Origin of the sequence: Shewanella sp. OMA3-2, assembly GCF_021513195.1 — a bacterium.
Lineage (GTDB): Bacteria > Pseudomonadota > Gammaproteobacteria > Enterobacterales > Shewanellaceae > Shewanella.
Map to the genome: position 1 here is coordinate 1,385,236 of NZ_CP090974.1, position 20,131 is coordinate 1,405,366.

The 20,131-nt window shown below is 42.2% G+C and carries 17 protein-coding genes, 2 tRNA genes and 1 pseudogene; 6 read left to right on the plus strand and 14 right to left on the minus strand.

From position 1 onward, the window contains the following. Positions 1–20: 20 nt before the first annotated feature. The 8 genes and pseudogenes from rodA to leuS form a co-directional block, all read right to left on the minus strand. Positions 21–1,100, minus strand: coding sequence for a rod shape-determining protein RodA (gene rodA, locus L0B17_RS06080; protein WP_235089623.1), 1,080 nt, complete (start codon positions 1,098–1,100; stop codon positions 21–23). A gap of 33 nt (positions 1,101–1,133) precedes the next feature. After that, positions 1,134–3,040 (minus strand): annotated as a pseudogene (mrdA, locus tag L0B17_RS06085) (penicillin-binding protein 2). Positions 3,041–3,138: 98 nt separating this feature from the next. Further along, complete coding sequence (gene rlmH / locus L0B17_RS06090) at positions 3,139–3,609, minus strand: 23S rRNA (pseudouridine(1915)-N(3))-methyltransferase RlmH (RefSeq protein ID WP_226413719.1); 471 nt, start codon at positions 3,607–3,609, stop codon at positions 3,139–3,141. After that, positions 3,609–3,938, minus strand: a complete 330-nt coding sequence (gene rsfS / locus L0B17_RS06095; RefSeq protein WP_235088366.1) for a ribosome silencing factor — start codon at positions 3,936–3,938, stop codon at positions 3,609–3,611. The genes rlmH and rsfS overlap by 1 nt, the downstream gene beginning before the upstream one ends. A gap of 165 nt (positions 3,939–4,103) precedes the next feature. Next, the gene (gene nadD / locus L0B17_RS06100) at positions 4,104–4,757 is read right to left on the minus strand and encodes a nicotinate-nucleotide adenylyltransferase (RefSeq protein ID WP_235088368.1); all 654 of its coding nucleotides are present in this window, start codon (positions 4,755–4,757) and stop codon (positions 4,104–4,106) included. Between the two features lie 14 nt (positions 4,758–4,771). Continuing rightward, positions 4,772–5,803, minus strand: coding sequence for a DNA polymerase III subunit delta (holA, locus tag L0B17_RS06105; RefSeq protein ID WP_235088370.1), 1,032 nt, complete (start codon positions 5,801–5,803; stop codon positions 4,772–4,774). Further along, complete coding sequence (locus L0B17_RS06110; protein WP_235089629.1) at positions 5,804–6,298, minus strand: LPS-assembly lipoprotein LptE; 495 nt, start codon at positions 6,296–6,298, stop codon at positions 5,804–5,806. A gap of 157 nt (positions 6,299–6,455) precedes the next feature. After that, positions 6,456–9,035 carry a leucine--tRNA ligase gene (leuS, locus tag L0B17_RS06115; protein ID WP_235088372.1) on the minus strand — a complete coding sequence of 860 codons (2,580 nt, stop codon included), beginning with the start codon at positions 9,033–9,035 and terminating at the stop codon, positions 6,456–6,458. Between the two features lie 137 nt (positions 9,036–9,172). Here leuS and L0B17_RS06120 point away from each other — a divergent pair, with 137 nt between their 5' ends. Beyond that, positions 9,173–9,673 carry a zinc ribbon-containing protein gene (locus L0B17_RS06120; protein ID WP_235088374.1) on the plus strand — a complete coding sequence of 167 codons (501 nt, stop codon included), beginning with the start codon at positions 9,173–9,175 and terminating at the stop codon, positions 9,671–9,673. 41 nt (positions 9,674–9,714) lie between these two features. On the opposite strand, the gene L0B17_RS06125 is transcribed toward L0B17_RS06120, so the two are convergent. The 6 genes from L0B17_RS06125 to miaB all read right to left on the minus strand — a co-directional run bounded on the left by L0B17_RS06125 (position 9,715) and on the right by miaB (position 16,001). Next, positions 9,715–9,822: a hypothetical protein gene (locus tag L0B17_RS06125; RefSeq protein ID WP_235088375.1), complete on the minus strand. Its 108-nt coding sequence runs from the start codon at positions 9,820–9,822 to the stop codon at positions 9,715–9,717. Between the two features lie 346 nt (positions 9,823–10,168). Beyond that, positions 10,169–11,791, minus strand: a complete 1,623-nt coding sequence (gene lnt / locus L0B17_RS06130) for an apolipoprotein N-acyltransferase (protein WP_443019940.1) — start codon at positions 11,789–11,791, stop codon at positions 10,169–10,171. A 170-nt stretch (positions 11,792–11,961) separates the two neighbouring features. Continuing rightward, a complete protein-coding gene (corC, locus tag L0B17_RS06135; RefSeq protein WP_235088378.1) occupies positions 11,962–12,837 on the minus strand; it encodes a CNNM family magnesium/cobalt transport protein CorC in 876 nt (291 codons plus the stop codon). A gap of 61 nt (positions 12,838–12,898) precedes the next feature. After that, positions 12,899–13,363, minus strand: coding sequence for an rRNA maturation RNase YbeY (gene ybeY / locus L0B17_RS06140; protein WP_235088380.1), 465 nt, complete (start codon positions 13,361–13,363; stop codon positions 12,899–12,901). Beyond that, a complete protein-coding gene (locus L0B17_RS06145) occupies positions 13,360–14,430 on the minus strand; it encodes a PhoH family protein (RefSeq protein WP_235088382.1) in 1,071 nt (356 codons plus the stop codon). Before L0B17_RS06145 ends, ybeY begins: the two co-directional genes overlap by 4 nt. 146 nt (positions 14,431–14,576) lie before the next feature. Further along, positions 14,577–16,001 (minus strand): tRNA (N6-isopentenyl adenosine(37)-C2)-methylthiotransferase MiaB, encoded by a 1,425-nt coding sequence (miaB, locus tag L0B17_RS06150; RefSeq protein ID WP_235088383.1) that lies wholly within the window; start codon positions 15,999–16,001, stop codon positions 14,577–14,579. 398 nt (positions 16,002–16,399) lie between these two features. Here miaB and L0B17_RS06155 point away from each other — a divergent pair, with 398 nt between their 5' ends. The 5 genes from L0B17_RS06155 (at position 16,400) to L0B17_RS06175 (ending at position 20,084) form a co-directional block, all read left to right on the plus strand. Next, positions 16,400–17,674 carry an FAD-dependent monooxygenase gene (locus tag L0B17_RS06155; protein ID WP_235088385.1) on the plus strand — a complete coding sequence of 425 codons (1,275 nt, stop codon included), beginning with the start codon at positions 16,400–16,402 and terminating at the stop codon, positions 17,672–17,674. Between the two features lie 133 nt (positions 17,675–17,807). Further along, positions 17,808–18,395 carry an aminoacyl-tRNA hydrolase gene (gene pth / locus L0B17_RS06160; protein ID WP_235088387.1) on the plus strand — a complete coding sequence of 196 codons (588 nt, stop codon included), beginning with the start codon at positions 17,808–17,810 and terminating at the stop codon, positions 18,393–18,395. A 62-nt stretch (positions 18,396–18,457) separates the two neighbouring features. Continuing rightward, positions 18,458–19,549, plus strand: a complete 1,092-nt coding sequence (ychF, locus tag L0B17_RS06165; RefSeq protein WP_235088388.1) for a redox-regulated ATPase YchF — start codon at positions 18,458–18,460, stop codon at positions 19,547–19,549. A gap of 329 nt (positions 19,550–19,878) precedes the next feature. Then, positions 19,879–19,955: transfer RNA gene (locus L0B17_RS06170), tRNA-Met, on the plus strand. 44 nt (positions 19,956–19,999) lie between these two features. After that, positions 20,000–20,084 (plus strand) — tRNA-Leu (locus tag L0B17_RS06175). Positions 20,085–20,131 lie beyond the last annotated feature (47 nt).

Genomic DNA, 20,131 nt, shown 5'->3' on the forward strand with positions numbered 1-20,131 from the left:
GATAATTTCATAACACCTTCCTATCGATCAATAAATCGTCTATGAGTTTGAATACTCATTAAAATGCCAAAGCCTGTCATGAGTGTCATCATTGATGTACCGCCATAGCTAACTAGCGGTAAAGGCACGCCAACGACAGGTAGAATACCTGAAACCATGCCGATGTTAACAAAGATGTATACAAAGAAGGTGAGTGTAATACTGCCGGCCAATAAACGTGCGAAACTGGTTTGTGCTCGCGAGGCGATGACTAAACCTCGGCCAATAATGAACAGATAAATAGTTAATAGCAATAAACTGCCCATTAAGCCAAATTCTTCACCTATGACACCAAAGATAAAGTCGGTGTGCCGTTCAGGTAAAAACTCCAACTGAGACTGAGAGCCATTTAGCCAACCTTTACCCCAAAAACCACCTGAGCCAATGGCAATTTTAGATTGAATAATATGATAGCCTGCACCTAAAGGATCTTTCTCCAGGTCGAATAAGGTTAATACTCGGGTACGCTGGTAATCGTGCATTAAAAAGAACCATAAAATAGGCAAAAATATGAGTCCAGCTAGTACAATTGCGCCAACAATTAACCAACTCATACCCGATAAAAACAGCACAAACACTCCAGATGCGGCCACTAAAATTGAAGTGCCTAGATCCGGTTGTTTAGCGATAAGTAACGTTGGAATTAATAGGATTATTGCACCACCAGCAAGGTGGCGTTTTTTAGGCGGTAATGGAAATTTACTGATATACCACGCCATGGTGATGGGGAAGGCGAGTTTAATCAATTCTGAAGGTTGAAACTCTACAAAACCGAGATTTAACCAGCGCTGCGCACCTTTGTTAATGGTGCCAAAAAACTCCACCCCTAACAATAAAATAATACCCGCAACATAAATAGGTAATGCCCAGCGTTTTAATGCTTCGGGATTAATTTGGGCCATAGTAAGCATGATGATTAAAGATAACCCCATTCGCAGTAACTGGCGTTCCATCATTGCCATACTTTCACCGCTGGCTGAGTAAATGATGAATAATCCAAAAGCCATTAATATCATTAATCCTGATAATAGCGGCAAATCAATATGCAGCTTTTGCCAAATATTTTTTTATGGTGGTGACCGTGACTACGATGGCTATTCATGTGGTTGCTCTGTTATAGGCGGTGTGACCTTATCTGTGAGTTTGCCATTGGTTACTGTCCATTCATCCCTAAGAATATATTCGTCCAGTAAGGCGCGTGCTAGTGGTCCTGCATTCGCGCCACCCCAACCGGCATTTTCTAGCACAACGGCTAAGGCGATGCGCGGATTCTCATAGGGGGCATAGGCAACAATTAAGGCGTTGTCGCGTAAATGTTCTGCAATAGTGTCAGCATTATATTTTTCATCTTTGCCGACCGAGAACACTTGAGCTGTGCCTGTTTTCATTGCAGCGGTATAGGTCGCATCGGTGAAACGGGATTTATCGGCGGTTTGACGCATGGCTTCGTTAATAATATCCCAGTTTCTCGGGTTTTTAAGTTCAATCGGTGGTAGCTCATCAATTGGTGCATCAATTGTGACCTTGTCATCCTTAAACGTTTTCAATAAATGCGGGGTAAAGCGACGGCCTTTGTTGGCCAAAATTGCAGTAGAACTCGCGAGTTGTAATGGGGTGCTGGTCCAATATCCTTGACCAATGCCAACTGAAATAGTGTCGCCAATATACCAAGCTTGGTTGTATCGTAAGCGTTTCCAATCACGGGATGGCATAATGCCACCGACTTCTTCATATATGTCGATATTGGTTCGTTCACCGAAACCAAATTGCGCCATGAACGAAGCCATTTTATCTATGCCGACTTTATAAACCAGGTCGTAGAAAAAGATATCGCATGAGTCAACAATTGCATGATAAACATCAACCCACCCATGACCCCATTTTTTCCAATCTCGCCATTTGCGTTCAACCCCTGGAATTTGCCAAAAGCCTGGATCCCACACGCGTGTTTTGTCATTAATAGCACGTTCTTCTAGGCCCAGTAGGGCAACTAATGGCTTTATGGTAGAGGCTGGAGAATATTGTCCCTGGGTGGAACGGTTAATTAATGGCCTAGATTTGTCATTCAGTAAGTCACTGTAGGCTTTACTACTAATGCCATGGACAAATAGATTTGCATCATAACTTGGACTAGACACCATGGCTAAAATTCCACCATTTTGAGGGTCGATGGCGACCACAGAACCGCGTCTACCGGCGAGTAGCTCCATGGCTTTTTGTTGCAGCTTTAAATCAAGAGTAAGATAAATATCTTGCCCCAGGAGTAGGTGGCGTGACTCGTAAAGTGCGAATAACACGGCCGCGATTATTCACTTCTTCTTCTAAATGCCCTGGTAGTCCATGGAGTAAACTCTCATAGAATTTTTCGATACCTTGTTTACCGATATCTTTTGTAGCCGCATAATTTTTCCAGCTATTACTTTTCTCTAATAGTGCTTTATCACTGGTATTAATTCTACCAACATAGCCAAGTACATGTGTCATTAGACTATTGTAGGGGTAGTTGCGTTTTAACTGGCTTCAACATAAATACCAGGAAACCTGTGTTGGTTAACTGAAAAGGTCGCCACTTGTTCTTCAGTTAATTTTCCTTTAATCGTTAATGGCTTAAAACGACGATGAAACTTAAGGGTTTCTTTAATTTGTTCTCGCTCATCTTGGGATATTTCAATAACAGTATTGAGTTGATCAAAAGTGGCATCAAGATCGTCAATTCGCTCTGGGATCATTTCTAAAGAGTGATAAGGTTGGTTTTCTGCGAGTAACTGACCGTGTCGGTCAAAAATAAGTCCGCGACTGGGTGCGGTGGGGACGACTCTAATACGGTTGTCGTTGGAGCGGGTTTCATAATCTTTGTAAGAAACCACCTGCAATTGGTACAGATTAAAAAATATTATACTCAGTAATATGAACACGCAAAAAAAGTGAATAATGCACGGCGTTTGAATAACGAAGCCTCGGCGGCATGGTCATGCATTGTGATGCGCTTCTTTGGCGGCACTTAAGTCTCCAGCGTGTAAATAGCGAAAAGGTTAGCGTCGCTTTTATGGTGTTGTGGTGTCAACAACCATGAATGTCTTTTAATGAACTCACGCCTTATTACTCGCGGTGATAAGGGTGGTTATTATTGATGCTCCAGGCGCGATAAAGGCTTTCACCAATTAAGATACGCACAAGTGGATGCGGTAATGTTAGGGCTGACAAACACCAGCTTTGATCTGCAGCAGCTTTGCAGGCTGGGGCAAGTCCTTCTGGCCCACCAATCAATAAACTTACATCTCGCCCATCTAATTGCCACTTGGTCATTTGTTCAGCTAAATCGGGCGTGGTCCAATTTTTACCGGGCAAATCTAAGCTCACAATATGATTGCCTTTTGCAACAGCGGCGAGCATAGCCTCACCTTCTTTTTGCAAAATTCGAGCGATATCAGCATTCTTACCCCGTTTACCCGCAGTGATTTCGACTAATTCTAGCGGCATATCCCGAGGGAATCGGCGCTGGTATTCTTCAAAACCTCGGGTAACCCAGTCGGGCATTTTCGTGCCTACGGCAATCAGTTGTAACTTCATTAGGCGTTATTGTTCGACCACAATTTTTCAAGCTCGTAGTATTCACGAGTTTGTTCTTGCATCACATGAACAATCACTTCACCTAAGTCTACTAAGACCCATTCGCTGCTGTCTCGGCCTTCAACACCAAGAGGTTGCATGCCAGCTTTTTTGGCTTCAACCACAAGATGTTCACCAATAGAGCGAACGTGTGTTTTAGATGTACCCGTACAAATCACCATGGTATCAGTGATAGTCGATTGTTTTTGAACATCTAATACAACAATATTTTTTGCTTTTAAGTCACCGATTTTATCGACAACGAAATCTTTCAGTTCGGTGCTTTGCACGCGAATTACCTCACTAGTCAAAATTAACGGGGCATTATACTCAATTTCATCCCACGGAAGCAATTAAGCAAAGGTGTTTATGCTGATCCATATTGCAATGAAGGCAATAAAAAACGGCTTTGATACGATTTAAATTGGTTTTGATCTGGCTTGAGCTTTGGATAACTAGGCAAGATATAATTTATGCTGCTGAATATAATTGAGGGTGGTAGGGGCAATAAGTTCATCTACCGACTCATTGTTTAGCAGTTTATGACGCACAGCGGTTGAAGAAATATTCTGCAAAGCGATAGGCACAGGGATGATAGCACCGTGTGTCAGTGGTGCCTGATGAGATGCTAACTGCTGTACATAATCGACATGGTTAATTGATTTTTCATCAAGCACTTGTTGCATTGAATGTTCAGCATCAAGCTGCCAGCCTGAACGTTGGCATAATACAATATGGCAATGACTAAACAATGTTTGCCAAAGATGCCAGCTAGGTAAGTGCAAAAATGAATCCATTCCCATAATAAAATAAAACTGATGCTGCGGGTAAGTGTGCTGTAAGTTTTGCAGGCTTACCACTGTATATGAAGGGCTATCGCGGTTAATTTCAATGTCACAGACTTCAAGATCAGTGAACTGTTGGCAAACATCTTCTACCATGGCAAGCCTGTGTTGGCTGCTAACGTTGGTCATTTGCTTATGGGGCGGAATATGATTTGGCATCAACCACACTTTATCCAAATGTAATAGCTGCTTCACTTCTAACGCTGGGCGAATATGGCCGAAATGGATAGGGTCGAAAGTGCCACCTAAAATACCTATTCGCATATTTAATCCTAGGACTAGTTTAATTCAATATGGGCTAAACGGTTGTGCGCGCGCGGGTCAAACAGAATGCACAAATGACTCATCCCTACCCAATCTTCAATACCATGTTGCTTAAGGTTAAGCTCTAATGTGGATGCGAAACCAAGCATATGTTCAATATGATGTAACTCTAAACGCGTTAACGCTGCTTGATAAAGGGGTTTGCGCTTATCCCAAATGCGATACTGTCCCCATAACTTGCTGAGCTGTTCGCCTTGTAGTTGGGCTAATTTTAAATTGAGTAATAGGGTGATCTCTTTAAAAATTGCCCACATTAAAATAGGCATAGCAGTACCTTCACCTTGCAACTGCGCCAACATATGTTGGGCTTGTTTTTGATGATTACTCAAAATGGCGTCGGTAAGCTGGAACACACTAAAACGTGATTGGTCTTCAAAATAGTCTGTCAGTTGCTCAGGGGTAATATTGTCATTTGGGCTGACCAGCTGCAAAATTTGCATCGCTTGTTCTGCGGCAAGTAAATTACCTTCAAATAAATTGAACATCATTGCTTTAGCATCATGATGAATAGTTAACTTATGCTGCGAAATGCGATTGTCTAACCAGCGCTCAAATTGTTTACCTTCAGGCGTGGCACAAGGAATATATAATCCTTGGCTATCAAGTGATTTAAACCACTTACTGTTAGTTTGCTCAATGCCAGCCTTGGGGCCTTGAATGATCAATAGAATATCTGGATTTGGCTGTTGTAATAATAGTTGAAACGCATTGGCTCCGTCAGTACCAGGCTTACCATTAGGTAAATGAAGTTCGATAATTCGTCTGCTGGCAAACAAGCTCATAGATTGCCACTCTTGAATTAACTCGCCCCAGTTAAAGCCTGTTTCTTGGCTAAGTTGTACGCGCTCATCAAAGCCTTGTTTTTTGGCGGCGACAACGACTTGTCTTTTACTGTCTTCGAGCAACCATAAATCATCGCCAAATAATAAGCATACTTGGGGAAGTTTTTGCAGATGAGTTTTTAGCTGGTCTGGATAAACCCGCATTTATTCATTACCGATTGAAGCAAGTGTTTGAATAATGCTGTCGGCCGCTTGGGCACGCATCTCACGGGTTAATATTTCCATTTCGCGACTTTTAGCTAAGGCTGTTCGGGGATCGTCCTGGTAGTCTCGTCGCACTTCTGCTTGGAATTCTGTTGGTTCTTGCTCTGGTAACATCACGGTATAGTTGACTAAATAAATCAATTCGTATTCAGCTACATTGCCCGTAGGATAAAGGGAAAGGGTGGCGCGCTCTAATGAATCACTGACAAGTCTTAGTGTTGGTGTGCCTTCTGCTGCTGATACTAAGGTTACACGGTTTATACGGAGCCTGTCGCCCACGAGGCGAGTGAGTTCACTATATTGGTCACTACTGCTGAGATGTAATTGTTGTAATTCAAGCGGAATAGAGTAACTGCGCTGTAATTTAAAACCACAACCTGCGGTGGCAATTAGCACAAAAAAGAGTAACGCTAAGCTAATACGTTTTGCCAACATAAGTGTTATCGACATCCTTTATATCCATGAAAATCATGGCGGTGATAATAAATGCCCATCTTATGTTGGTTAACATAAGATGGGCTTGTCGCTTACAAGTGTTCGGTAGGTTTTACGCTACCGTATCGTTAGCCAGATTTTGACTGGCAACAATAGACTAGTTCGCAACAATATTAAGTAATTTACCCGGTACATAAATCACTTTGCGGATAGTCAGTCCCTCAGAGTGTTTTTGTACATGTTCATCGACCATAGCCAGTGCTTGAACTTGCTCTTGGCTAGCGTCAGCGGCAACGGTAATTTTTGCACGTAACTTACCGTTAATTTGCACAATAATTAACTTACTGTCTTCAACCAACGCGCTTTCATCCACTTCTGGCCAGCGGCTATCTTCGATATCGCTGTTATTGCCAAGCTCTTTCCAAAGGTTAAAGCTGATGTGCGGCACGATTGGATACAATAAACGGGTTACTGCAGATAAGGCTTCAGCCATTAATGCGCGATCTTGAGCGGACTCTTGTGGCGCTTTTAATAAGTGATTCATTAATTCCATTACTGCTGCAACAGCGGTATTGAACATTTGGCGGCGGCCAATATCATCACTGACTTTAGCAATGGTTTTATGTAATTCACGACGCAGTGCTTTTTGATTACCGCTCAGTGCTTTAACATCTAACGCCTCTGTGGTGCCAGCTGCGATATGATCACTAGCCAGTTTCCAAAAACGTTTAATGAAGCGATGTGCACCTTCCACACCTGATTCTTGCCATTCTAAAGTCAATTCGGGAGGTGAAGCGAACATCATGAATAAACGGACTGTGTCAGCACCGTACTTTTCAACCATGACCTGCGGGTCTATGCCGTTGTTTTTCGACTTCGACATTTTGCTCATACCGGTATAAACCAACTCGTTACCGTCTTTGTCGATAGCTTTGGTGACACGACCTTTATCGTCTTTTTCAAGCTCAGCAACATCAAGCGGCGACACCCATACGCGGGCACCTTTTTCGTTGTTGTAGTAGTAAGCGTCAGCTAATACCATACCTTGAGTCAGCAATTGCTTAGCTGGCTCGTCTGAGTTAACTAAGCCCATATCGCGTAAAAGCTTATGGAAGAAGCGGAAATACAATAGGTGCATACATGCGTGTTCAATCCCACCAATATACTGATCTACCGGTAGCCAGTAGTTGGCTTTGGCAGGATCAAGCATTTGGTCTGCATGCGGGCTACAGTAACGCGCATAATACCAAGATGACTCCATAAAGGTGTCAAAGGTATCGGTTTCACGAAATGCTGTTTGACCATTAATGGTGATTTCAGCCCAAGCTTTATCTGCTTTAATTGGGCTTTGAATACCGTCCATTACGACATCTTCTGGCAGAATGACTGGCAGTTGATCTTCTGGCATAGGCATAACCGTACCGTCTTCTAGGGTCACCATGGGAATCGGTGCCCCCCAATAACGTTGACGAGAAACACCCCAATCACGTAAACGGAAATTAACTTGGCGTTTACCTTTACCTTCAGCGCTTAGCTTAGCGTTAATGGCTTCAAAAGCCGCTTGGAAATCTAAACCGTCTAGCTCACCAGAGTTAAATAACACGCCTTTGTCAGTAAAGGCTTCTTCACTGATGTCGACTTCGCCATCAACTGGCTTGATCACTGCTTCAATCGCTAAACCAAACTTTTTAGCAAACTCATAATCACGTTGGTCATGTGCCGGTACAGACATAACCGCGCCTGTGCCATAGTTCATTAACACAAAGTTAGCGACCCAAATAGGCACTAGCTTGCCACTGATTGGGTGTACTGCATTTAAGCCTGTAGCCACACCTTTTTTCTCCATTGATGCCATCGCGGCTTCAGTGGTGTCAGCGTTTTTACATTCTTCAATAAACTCTGCTAAAGCAGGATTGTTGGTCGCGGCTTGAATCGCTAACGGATGACCTGCGGCAATAGCAACATAAGTCACACCCATTACCGTATCAGGACGGGTGGTATAAATATCGAAGCTTTGCTGGCTATTTTCCACTTTGAAGGTCATTTCAATACCTTCACTGCGGCCAATCCAGTTACGTTGCATCGCCTTTACTTGCTCAGGCCAGCCGTCAAGGGTGTCGATATCGTTTAACAATTCTTCTGCGTAATCAGTAATTTTAATAAACCACTGTGGAATTTCTTTTTGTACCACTGGGGTGTCACAGCGCCAGCAACAACCATCTTGTACTTGCTCGTTCGCCAGTACTGTTTCGTCATTTGGACACCAGTTTACTGAAGAGGTTTTTTTGTACACTAAGCCTTTTTCATAAAGTTTAGTGAAAAACCATTGTTCCCAGCGATAGTACTCAGGGGTACAAGTGGCGATTTCACGACTCCAGTCATAGCCAAAACCAAGCAATTTGAGCTGATTTTTCATGTACTCTATATTTTCATAAGTCCATGGTGCTGGAGAGGTTTTATTATTAATTGCTGCGTTTTCAGCAGGCAGGCCGAATGAATCCCAACCAATAGGCTGCAGAACATTTTTTCCTTGCAAACGTTGGTAACGAGCGACAACATCACCTATTGTGTAGTTACGGACGTGTCCCATGTGAAGGCGACCTGATGGATAAGGAAACATTGAGAGGCAGTAAAACTTCTCTTTGGTTTCATCTTCAGTCACTTCGAAGGTTTTTTGGTCTTGCCAGTGCTTTTGCACTAAGGCTTCAATTTCTAAAGGATTATATTGTTCTTGCATCAATCTATTTCCGGCTATGCCGCCCATTGTTGGATTTGCGCGTATGGTATGATCTAACGCGCATTCGCCTGATGAATAACTACATAGAATAAACTAGAAGTGATGCTTTAAAAAGGTTCGTCTAAGGAGTATTTAATATGAGTGGAAGAAGTACAGCATTATTAGCCTTATATCAGGCGTTAATTGAACAGGTTAAGCAGCAGTTTGAGCAAGATAACTCATTGACTGCTAATAGTTTATTTAAGTCTATTACCCAAGGGAAAAACTATTTACAGCTTAAGTCCGCAGCCAACGAACAAGAGCTCGCTTTAGTGGAAGAATTTTTAAAGCGAGACATTGCTAGCTTTTTAAAACAAGAAACTGAAGACGATATTAGCTACAGTCCGACAGCCATCGCATTTGAGAATACGTTATGGCAGTGGCTAAGCAGTATAACGGATAGAAGCCAGGTGCAATGGCATGAATTACAACAGGATTTTAAACATCATGGTTGTTATAGAACAGGAGAAATTATCAATCAAGGTGTATTGACTTGTGATAATTGCAGCCATCAAATGAGAATTGATTTTCCAGGGGTAATATCAGAATGCCCTAATTGTGATGGTGAGATCTTTTCTCGTGAACCGCTGTCGCCTTAATTATTGAGCGCTAAACGACAGCCTGATTAGAAGGCTGTCGTTTAAAAATCAACGTTATACTGACATTGAGCGGAGCTGCTATTGCCGATCATTTCATTATATGCAGTTTGGGTTTGTATGATGACGTAACAGATCCCTTGCAGCGTCAATAGATCTTTTGCTTGTTTAATTGAGTTAAAGCTTAACTATTTACCATTTACCATTTACCATTTCTACTACGTGCACAACGAAAATTACCTCTACTGTCTTGTACACCTAACAAATAATGATTTGAGTCGACATTACTGATAATGGCTGGTTGTAATGGCTGTTGCACGATCATATTTCTGATAGCCGCATTTTTAATACCCGCATTATGTTATTGCTAATAATATGGGCCACTAAATTTTTAGGTTCATTTTTTGAATCAAAAAACAGCAATAATAGAGGGGAAGGGCGCATAATATTCGATAATAAATTGTTATTACTAAATTATATGCCAGTCCTCGCTATCCTTTAGCTTTTTCGATGTGTTAACCCTTGATACTTTATCCACAGTGCGAATAACAACAATAACCAGCAAAGCGTCAGTAATGGTGTTTGTCCAATACGTTTGAACCAGGTTTCACCTTGATATAAAGCCACATCATTAATCAGTACGTCAGTGACAAACTGCGGCAGAATATCAACAATTTTACCGTAGGGATCAACCACAGCGGTGACGCCATTATTGGTTGCTCTGAGTAGCGGTTTACCCATTTCAATCGCGCGCATTTGCGCAATTTCCATATGCTGTAATGGACCGTTAGAGGCTCCAAACCACGCATCATTGGAAACAGTAAGAATAAAGTCTGTGTCGGTTTGGGTATTGGCTCTGACTTGTTCTGGAAAGACGATTTCGTAGCAAATTGCCGGAGCAACTTTATACCCTAAAGCTGTCAGGTTAGGTTGAACAAAGTCGCCTTGCTGAAATGAACTCATCGGCAAATTAAACAATGGCGCTAATGGCCGTAATAAAGCGGCAAATGGCACAAATTCACCTATGGGTAATAAGTGGTGTTTTCTAAACTCATTTGCGCCACCAATTTGATAGTCGCCATTGGGTTGTTGCTTACTATTATGGTTGCCTAATACGATAAGCGAGTTATAAAAATTTTGCTCTTGGCGGCTAATAATACCGGTAATTATTGCGGTGTTATTTAAGTTGGCCACTTGGTTACTGTTTAATAAAAAGTCCTCGACCATAGCCTCTGGTGCTGGAATGGCAGCTTCCGGCCAAATAACAATATCAATACTAGATTGCTGGTCGAAATGCTCTCGGCTTAAGTCCATAAATTTTAGCATAGTAGGCCATAAAGCGCCTGGTTCCCACTTCATGCTTTGAGCAATATTTCCTTGCACTAGAGCTACTTTGACACTTTTGCCGCTAGGCGTAATCGGGTTCAATTGAGGAGTAATTATCGCAGCACTAATAACTAGCGTTAACACCCCTAACAAAGGTAATAGACGTCTTTGTATCGCTAGCATCAATGCACCGGCAATTAGCGCCAATATAAAACTTAACCCTAAAGCACCAATAATACTGGCGAGTTCACTTAAAGGACCACTAGTTTGGCTATATCCAGCCCATAGCCAAGGAAAACCTGTCATTATCCAGCCGCGAAGCCACTCAGTTAATACCCATAATGCTGGGAATAAACCTAGATATTTAAATAGTTGTATTCTGCGATCTCGTAAAGATGAGAAGCTGTCTTGTGGCGTAATAAGCTTATTTAATAAGTATCCTGCTAAGGCGGGATAAAGCCCTAAATACAGTGACAGCACTGACATTAAAGCAATGGACACTATTAATGGTAAGCCACCAAAAGTGGCCATGCTGACATGCACCCAACTTATTCCGATAGCAAAGGTGCCAAACCCAAAAGCAAGCCAATAGCGAAAGGCATATTTGCCGGCTAACAGCTGACTTTGCCATAACGCAAAAGCGAGTGCTAACGGCATAAGTAGCCAAACATTATAGGGGGCAAAAGATAGTGAAGTACTTGCACCTGCAGCAAACGCACTGATTAAGGTGATTAAACTTAATTGGGTTTGAGGTAATAATTTTTTAAACACAACTCGCCTTATTGATCGCGTTATTCTAGCAATTCAGTTTGGAATTAAGTGGCATTATGTCAATGCGTATGATGCCATTAGTCGATAAAGTCGTTAACTTGCTACGACAGCAGATTTTAAAATGGATAAAATAAAAAAGCAGCTTAATTAACATTAAAGCTGCTTTATCGATATTATTTTATCAACCAATAGAATTAGTTATCGTCGTTAATACTGCCAGAGTCGGGCAGTTTCACCCTCAACTGGATCAAGCGGCGAGTGTCAGCATTGGTAACTTTAAATTCAATATTATCAATCATAATAGTTTCATTTCGCTCTGGTAAGTGACCAAAAGCGTGCGAAACTAATCCGCCAACGGTATCAAACTCTTCATCGCTGAAATGAGTGCCGCAAGCGTCGTTAAAATCATCGATTTCAGTTAACGCTTTAACAAGAAATACTGTATTACTGATTTTTTTCACTTCAGTGTCTTCCACTGAACTGTGATCGAATTCATCTTCGATTTCGCCCACAATTTCTTCAAGAATATCTTCAATTGTGACTAGGCCGGATACGCCGCCATATTCATCGACAACAATTGCCATATGGTAGCGTTGCGAGCGGAACTCTTTGAGTAACACGTCAACACGCTTACTTTCCGGGACGACTACGGCAGGGCGGATAACTTGGGATAACGTGAACGGTACATCTGAATTTTTGAAACCATATTTGAGCAAATCTTTGGCTAACAAGATACCTTCAATATGGTCTTTATCTTCATTTACAACAGGGAAGCGAGAGTGAGCGGATGCAATAACGGTTTCAAGAAGCTCATCTACCGTACAGTCAATTTGCAGAGTAACAATTTGTGAGCGTGGGATCATAATGTCTCGCACGCGTAGGTCAGAGACCTCTAACACACCTTTAATCATTTCGCGGGTGTCTTCTGTGATCAAGTCGCGCAACTCTGCACCATCTATCACGTCTACTAAATCTTCGCGATTTTGAGGTTCGCCCTGGAATAATTGGTTAAATTTATCGAACCAACTTTTCTTATAGGCGTTTGTACTCGGGGGGATATCGTCACTCATAATATTTAACTAAATAGATAATTGGGCATTGAAGTAATCTTGTGCCTGAAAATCTATTTATTTATGCTTCCTTATAGGGGTCAGTAAAACCTAAATGTTCAAGGAGTTGGGTCTCTAAAGACTCCATTTCCTCAGCTTCTTCATCGATAATATGGTCATAGCCTAGCAAATGCAAGCAGCCATGTATAACCATATGAGCCCAATGGGCTTCAAGGGTTTTCTCTTGCTCTTGTGCTTCTTTTTTTACCACATCAACACAGATGATTAAATCGCCCAATAGTGGCAAATCAATTTCAGCAGGTGCTTCAAATGGGAAAGACAATACGTTAGTTGGCTTGTCTTTGCCACGGTAAGTATGATTTAAATGCTGACTTTCACTCACTTCTACTAGGCGAATGGTGAGCTCTACCGCAGGCATGGTTTGACCCACTGCTATGCGCACCCATGTTTCAAATTGCGCTTGAGTAGGCAAATTGTCTGCTTCAACGGCAATTTGCAGATCTAAATCTAAATTGAGCTTACTCATGTTATTTCACTCGCACTGTCTTGGGCAGTAAGTTGACGCTTTTGTTCCCGCTTTTGGTAAGCCTTTTCTTTAGCCGCTTTTTCAAGTTGTTCTTTTTGCTCGAATGCTTCATAAGCTTCAACGATACTGGCAACAATAGGGTGACGTACAACATCTTGAGCCATAAAAAAGTTAAAGCTGATTTCGGGAACTTCGCTTAATACTTCAATAGCATGACGCAGGCCGGATTTCTGGCCACGGGGCAAATCTGATTGAGTAATATCGCCGGTTATCACTGCTCGAGAATTAAAACCAATACGGGTTAAGAACATTTTCATTTGCTCTACTGTAGTATTTTGGCTTTCATCCAAAATAATAAAGGCATCATTGAGTGTGCGTCCACGCATATAAGCTAAAGGTGCGACTTCAATCACGCTACGTTCAATCAGTTTTTCAACTTTTTCAAAACCCATCATTTCAAATAAAGCATCATAAAGTGGACGCAGATAAGGGTCGACTTTTTGGCTCAAATCGCCAGGTAAAAAACCGAGCTTCTCGCCAGCTTCAACAGCGGGGCGAGTTAATAAAATGCGGCGAACTTCTTGACGTTCGTATGCATCTACAGCGGCTGCTACGGCTAAATAAGTTTTACCTGTGCCCGCAGGGCCGACACCAAAGCTAATATCATGGCGAGTAATGTTATGCATATACACGCTTTGATTTGGGGTGCGAGGCTTAATAACACCGCGTTTAGTTTTGATGCTAATGCCAGAATCATTCAGGCCATCATCGGCCTCTAATGCTACCGCTTCTTGAATAGCCAAATGCACTCGGTCAGGTTCTAAATCAGGGGTGCTACCTTTGACTGTTTGAGTTTCGATATAAAGTTGCTTGAGAATATTATTGGCGTTAAAGGCATTGCGCGGTAGGCCTACAATAGTGAAGTGATTATTTTTATGAATAATCTCGACCCCTAAACGGCGCTCTAACTGCTTAATATTATCGTCAAATGGGCCGCATAATGAAGTTAAACGGCGTGTATCTGATGGTTCCAGATACAAGTTCATGGTGGTCACTTTAGTCGACAAATAAGGCTCCGTTAATCGTTGTGCTGATCATTTAAAAACAGTGTACGTAGGTACTGGAATTAATTCTAGCGTCCATTATAAATAGAGACAAAAAATAAAGGTGGACTAGCCACCTTTTATTTTATTTTGATACGCTTAAACCTGACTTAAGGTTTAAATAGGGTCACACCTATTTCATCATCTAGCTTATGCTTGGCTACAATTTCAGATGGGCGTAGGTTTCTGCGTAAGTCCATTTCAGATTCACCGCGAACAAATTTACCACGTAAAGAGTTAGTGTAAACATCTACAATTTCAACATCGACAAAGCCGCCAATGCTTGAATGTGGCGCTTCAAAGTTAACCACACGATTGTTTTCAGTACGGCCACGTAATTCCATTGGGTTTTTAACCGACGGGCCTTCAACTAATACTCGTTGAACCGAACCTAACATTTGACGGCTATAACGCATGGCTTGCTGGGTAATCCGGTCTTGCAAAATGGCTAGGCGCTGTTTTTTCTCTTCATCTGATACGTTATCTGGCAAATCTGCAGCCGGTGTACCTGGACGAGCACTGTAAATAAAGCTAAAGCTGTGGTCGAACCCCACATCTTCAATTAACTTCATTGTGTCTTCAAAGTCTTGCTCTGTCTCACCAGGGAAGCCAATAATAAAGTCTGAACTGATATGAATATCAGGACGGGCTTTACGTAAGCGACGAATAATAGATTTATATTCAATTGCCATATGACCGCGCTTCATTTGAGTTAAGATGCGATCTGAGCCAGATTGCACCGGTAAATGAAGAAAGCTAACTAATTCAGGTGTATCTTGATAAACATCAATAATATCCTGTGTGAACTCAATAGGGTGGCTGGTAGTAAAACGAATACGGTCAATACCATCAATACTGGCGACTAAGCGCAGTAACTCAGCAAAGGTACAAATTTGGTCGTCATGGGTTGCCCCACGAAACGCGTTAACGTTTTGACCTAAAAGATTAACTTCACGTACGCCTTGCTCTGCCAATTGGGCAATTTCTAGAATCACATCATCAACAGGACGACTGACTTCTTCCCCACGGGTGTATGGCACCACGCAGAAAGAGCAATACTTACTGCAGCCTTCCATTATTGACACAAAAGCCGTTGGACCATCAGCGCGAGGCTCTGGTAAACGGTCAAATTTTTCAATTTCAGGGAAACTGATATCGATGACGGCTTTCTCGCCACGTTGAATTTGATCGATCATCTCAGGCAAACGATGCAAGGTTTGCGGACCAAAAATAATATCTACGCATTGGGCGCGATCTTTAATGGCTTTACCTTCTTGGGAAGCCACACAGCCGCCCACGCCGATAATTAAATTCGGGTTTTTATCTTTTAAGGTTTTCCATCTGCCTAATTGATGGAAAACCTTCTCCTGCGCTTTTTCGCGAATAGAACAAGTGTTAAGCAATAATATATCTGCTTCACTTGGATCTTCGGTCAAGGTATAGCCTTGATATTCGTCTAATAAATCGGCCATCTTTGAAGAGTCATACTCATTCATTTGACAGCCCCAGGTTTTAATATGAAGTTTTTTACTCATCACTGCTCGCCGGTAACCTATAGTAAAAATAGCGCGATATTTTACCTGTTGTCGCGCCTTGTGGCTAGTCTTTGTGCGAGTTTTGCGAATATTACTCTGACTGAGATAATATCCATGTAAAGAGTAGTGGGTTAAGTGTGCTCTAATGTTGAGTTTTTTGAGCCGCTGTTATCCGAAAATACTGGGAAATATTCGGGGGTGTTTTTGGCAGATGTGCAGCTTAAGGTACATTTTGTGTTTAAGGTTGTGATTTCAGTTGATGTGTATTTCCGTGGTTTGGGGATATAAGGCATAATCGAACCTGTTTCGATAACTTAATACAATAAATGTTCATTAATCAGTGAGTGCTGACAGGTTCACGCTTACTGAATACAGATTTATTCATCCAAGGAAGTCGCATGTCGCAGAATCAATCAACATCAGAGCCTATTAGCGTAACTGAACATTCAAACAGTCAGTCACACACTCGCCATTTTGATGTTGTTATTAACGGTGGTGGCATGGTGGGAGCTGCGGTAGCGGTTGGGTTAGGGCAACTCGGATTGTCTGTTGCTGTGATAGAGGCCCGCGCTCCGCAAGCTTTTGAGGTCAATCAGCCATTAGATGTGCGTGTATCAGCCATCAGTGTTGCATCAGCGCAGTTGTTATCGCGCCTAGGGGTTATGGATGAATTATTGACTTTGCGTCATGTGCCTTATACCGGGCTTGAAACATGGGAAATGCAAGGTTACATCACCCAGTTCACCGCAGAGCAAGTGGCTGAGCCATTATTAGGTTACTTTTTTGAAAATAGATTAATTCAACTTGGTTTATGGCAACAGATTGAAGCCTTAACCAATGTAGTGCTTTTTTGTCCTGACAAGGTGGTTAAATTTGAACGCCTTGAGTCATTGGGTGGCATAGCGTCGTTAGATAATGCACAAGATGCGATAACAATTGAGCTTGAAAGTGGGGAGATATTATCGACTCATCTATTAGTGGGCGCTGATGGTGCTAACTCGCAGGTCCGTCAATGGGCAGGGATCGGCGTAACTGGCTGGGATTATGCGCAATCAGCTATGTTAATTAATATTGAAACTCAAACCCCGCAGCAGTATGTGACTTGGCAACAGTTTACGCCACAGGGACCAAGAAGCTTGCTGCCTTTGCCAGGCAATCATGCATCATTAGTTTGGTATGACTCGCCAGCACGCATACAACAATTAATGCAGCTGAATGATACCCAATTAGCAGAGCAGATCAGAGTGCATTTTCCGTCTCGATTAGATCCTCACTTTACCGTGCAGGCTAAAGGCAGTTTTGCGTTAACTCGTCGTCATGCACAACGCTATTATGAATCAAACTTAGTGATACTGGGCGATGCCGCTCACACCATCAATCCCTTGGCGGGGCAGGGTGTTAATATTGGATTTAAAGATGTCGATATCTTAATAACACAGATTGCCAGTGCTATTGGTAATGGTGAGGTATGGTGGCATGACAGTGTGCTAAAGCGTTATCAGCAGGCCCGGTACCTAGATAACCAGTTGATGATGACAGCTATGGATGTTTTTTATGCCGGATTTAGTAATGATGTTTTACCCCTAAAAGTACTGCGAAATGGCATGTTAAAGCTGGCAAATATCGACGGGCCTATTAAGCAAAAGGTGCTCAAATATGCACTTGGCCTATAGCTGAAAAATCTTAAGCCAAAATGGCTTTCGTTAATCGGTGTTTGTTGGTAGCCAAATTGAGTGTTAAAATGCCGCGTTTTAAGGCTGCAGTGCAATAGGTGCTGTGAGTAATTCAAACAATATTTAGGTTGTCATGAGCCACATTAAACTGATTGTAGGGTTAGCTAACCCTGGTGCTGAGTATGCGCAAACCCGCCACAATGCTGGTGCCTGGTATGTCGAAGAGCTTGCACGTGTTTTTAATGCGCCACTGGTACCAGAAAGTAAATATTTTGGATTATCAGCTAGAGTAACCATTAATCATCGTGATGTGCGTTTATTAATTCCAACAACTTTTATGAATCTCAGTGGTAAATCTGTTTCTGCCTTGGCAAATTTTTTTCGTATTTTGCCAGAGGAAATTTTAGTGGCCCACGATGAGCTAGATATGCCTCCTGGTGTAGCTAAATTTAAATTAGGCGGCGGACACGGTGGTCATAATGGCTTAAAAGACATTATTTCAAGCCTGGCTAACGATAAAGGCTTTCATCGTTTACGGATTGGTATTGGTCATCCTGGTGATAAGAATAAAGTCAGCGGTTATGTATTGGGTAAAGCCCCTGCAACCGAACAAGAATTAATTGTTGCGGCTATTGATGAAGCGGTACGCGCGACAGATATTTTATACAAAGAAGATATGGTGAAAGCCATGAACAGACTACATTCGTTTAAAGCTGAATAGCTTAGCGATACTATTTCGAACGTCATTATCATTAAGATAATTCTACATATAAAGGTATGAATATGGGTTTTAAATGCGGCATAGTTGGTTTGCCAAACGTAGGTAAGTCAACGCTGTTTAATGCACTAACACAAGCGGGTATTGAAGCGGCAAACTTTCCATTTTGTACTATTGAGCCAAATACGGGTGTGGTACCAGTGCCTGACGCACGTCTTGACGCGTTAGCGGCTATTGTTAAACCTCAACGCATTTTGCCTACTTCTATGGAGTTCGTTGATATCGCTGGCCTAGTGGCTGGTGCATCAAAAGGTGAGGGTTTAGGTAACAAGTTTTTAGCGAACATTCGTGAAACCGATGCAATTGGTCACGTAGTGCGCTGTTTTGAAGACCCAAACATTGTTCACGTAGCCAATAAAATTGACCCAGCTGGTGACATTGAAGTCATTAATACTGAGTTAGCTCTAGCAGACTTAGACGCATGTGAGCGTGCTATTTTTCGTCAAGCCAAACGTGCTAAAGGCGGCGACGGTGATGCGAAGTTTGAAGTAGCAGTACTTGAAAAAATGCGTCCTGTGTTGAATGAAGGCCAAATGTTGCGTTCGTTGGCATTAACTAAAGAAGAGTTGGCCGCTGTGGCTTACCTTAACTTCTTAACCATTAAACCAACAATGTACATTGCTAACGTTGCAGACGATGGGTTTGAAAATAACCCTCATTTAGATGTTGTTCGTGCTATTGCCGCAACAGAAAATGCAATCGTTGTGCCTGTATGTGCGGCTATTGAGTCTGAATTAGCCGAAATGGAAGCCGATGACCGTGCAGAGTTTATGACCGACCTGGGTCTAGAAGAGTCTGGTTTGGATCGTGTTATTCGCGCTGGTTATGAATTACTGAATCTGCAAACCTACTTTACCGCTGGTGTAAAGGAAGTTCGCGCATGGACAGTACCTGTTGGTGCATCAGCCCCACAAGCTGCTGGCGTCATTCACACTGATTTTGAACGTGGATTTATTCGTGCTCAGGTTATGGCGTATGAAGACTTTATTACCTACAAAGGTGAAGCCGGCGCTAAAGATGCAGGTAAATTACGCGTAGAAGGTAAAACATACGTCGTTAAAGATGGCGATGTAATGCACTTCTTATTTAACGTGTAATATTGACAGCTTTAGGTTTAACGGTTGCCGTTTTTAATATGAAATTGGTAGGATTAATTATCACAAATTGGTAATTATGCTCAATCTGAGTAAAAATATCGTTTCACCTAAAGATAGTAAAGCAGCATCAGTCTAGGTTGAAGTTTGGGCGTGTGATGTAAATGATAGCAATTTAGGCGACAAATTCGTTGGAAGATCATTCAGTTTGGTGAAGTAATAGCCGAATAAGCAAGAATGATGAAATAAGCGAAAAAAAGCAGTTGACCTCGATACCTTGAATAAGCATAATACGCCCCGTTCCTCGCTAAGAGGACAATGAAAAATGTAGTGGCAATATAGCTCAGCTGGTTAGAGCACAGCATTCATAATGCTGGGGTCGCAGGTTCAAGTCCCGCTATTGCTACCATCTTCACTTTTAGTGAGTTCAAGATGTAAAACATGAACAGTTGTGCGGGAATGGTGAAATTGGTAGACACGCCAGATTTAGGTTCTGGTGCCGCAAGGTGTGAGAGTTCAAGTCTCTCTTCCCGTACCATTTATTAGAAAGGCTGGCTTAATGCGGGTTTTTCAAAAGTGTTTCAG

Excerpts from the sequence above, each read along its gene's own strand:
- miaB (WP_235088383.1), bottom strand. The coding sequence starts at position 16,001 with ATGAGTAAAAAACTTCATATTAAAACCTGGGGCTGTCAAATGAATGAG.
- L0B17_RS06120 (WP_235088374.1), top strand. The coding sequence starts at position 9,173 with ATGAGTGGAAGAAGTACAGCATTATTAGCCTTATATCAGGCGTTAATT.
- nadD (WP_235088368.1), bottom strand. The coding sequence starts at position 4,757 with ATGCGAATAGGTATTTTAGGTGGCACTTTCGACCCTATCCATTTCGGC.
- ychF (WP_235088388.1), top strand. The coding sequence starts at position 18,458 with ATGGGTTTTAAATGCGGCATAGTTGGTTTGCCAAACGTAGGTAAGTCA.
- rlmH (WP_226413719.1), bottom strand. The coding sequence starts at position 3,609 with ATGAAGTTACAACTGATTGCCGTAGGCACGAAAATGCCCGACTGGGTT.
- corC (WP_235088378.1), bottom strand. The coding sequence starts at position 12,837 with ATGAGTGACGATATCCCCCCGAGTACAAACGCCTATAAGAAAAGTTGG.
- holA (WP_235088370.1), bottom strand. The coding sequence starts at position 5,803 with ATGCGGGTTTATCCAGACCAGCTAAAAACTCATCTGCAAAAACTTCCC.
- leuS (WP_235088372.1), bottom strand. The coding sequence starts at position 9,035 with ATGCAAGAACAATATAATCCTTTAGAAATTGAAGCCTTAGTGCAAAAG.
- L0B17_RS06155 (WP_235088385.1), top strand. The coding sequence starts at position 16,400 with ATGTCGCAGAATCAATCAACATCAGAGCCTATTAGCGTAACTGAACAT.
- ybeY (WP_235088380.1), bottom strand. The coding sequence starts at position 13,363 with ATGAGTAAGCTCAATTTAGATTTAGATCTGCAAATTGCCGTTGAAGCA.
- pth (WP_235088387.1), top strand. The coding sequence starts at position 17,808 with ATGAGCCACATTAAACTGATTGTAGGGTTAGCTAACCCTGGTGCTGAG.
- L0B17_RS06110 (WP_235089629.1), bottom strand. The coding sequence starts at position 6,298 with ATGTTGGCAAAACGTATTAGCTTAGCGTTACTCTTTTTTGTGCTAATT.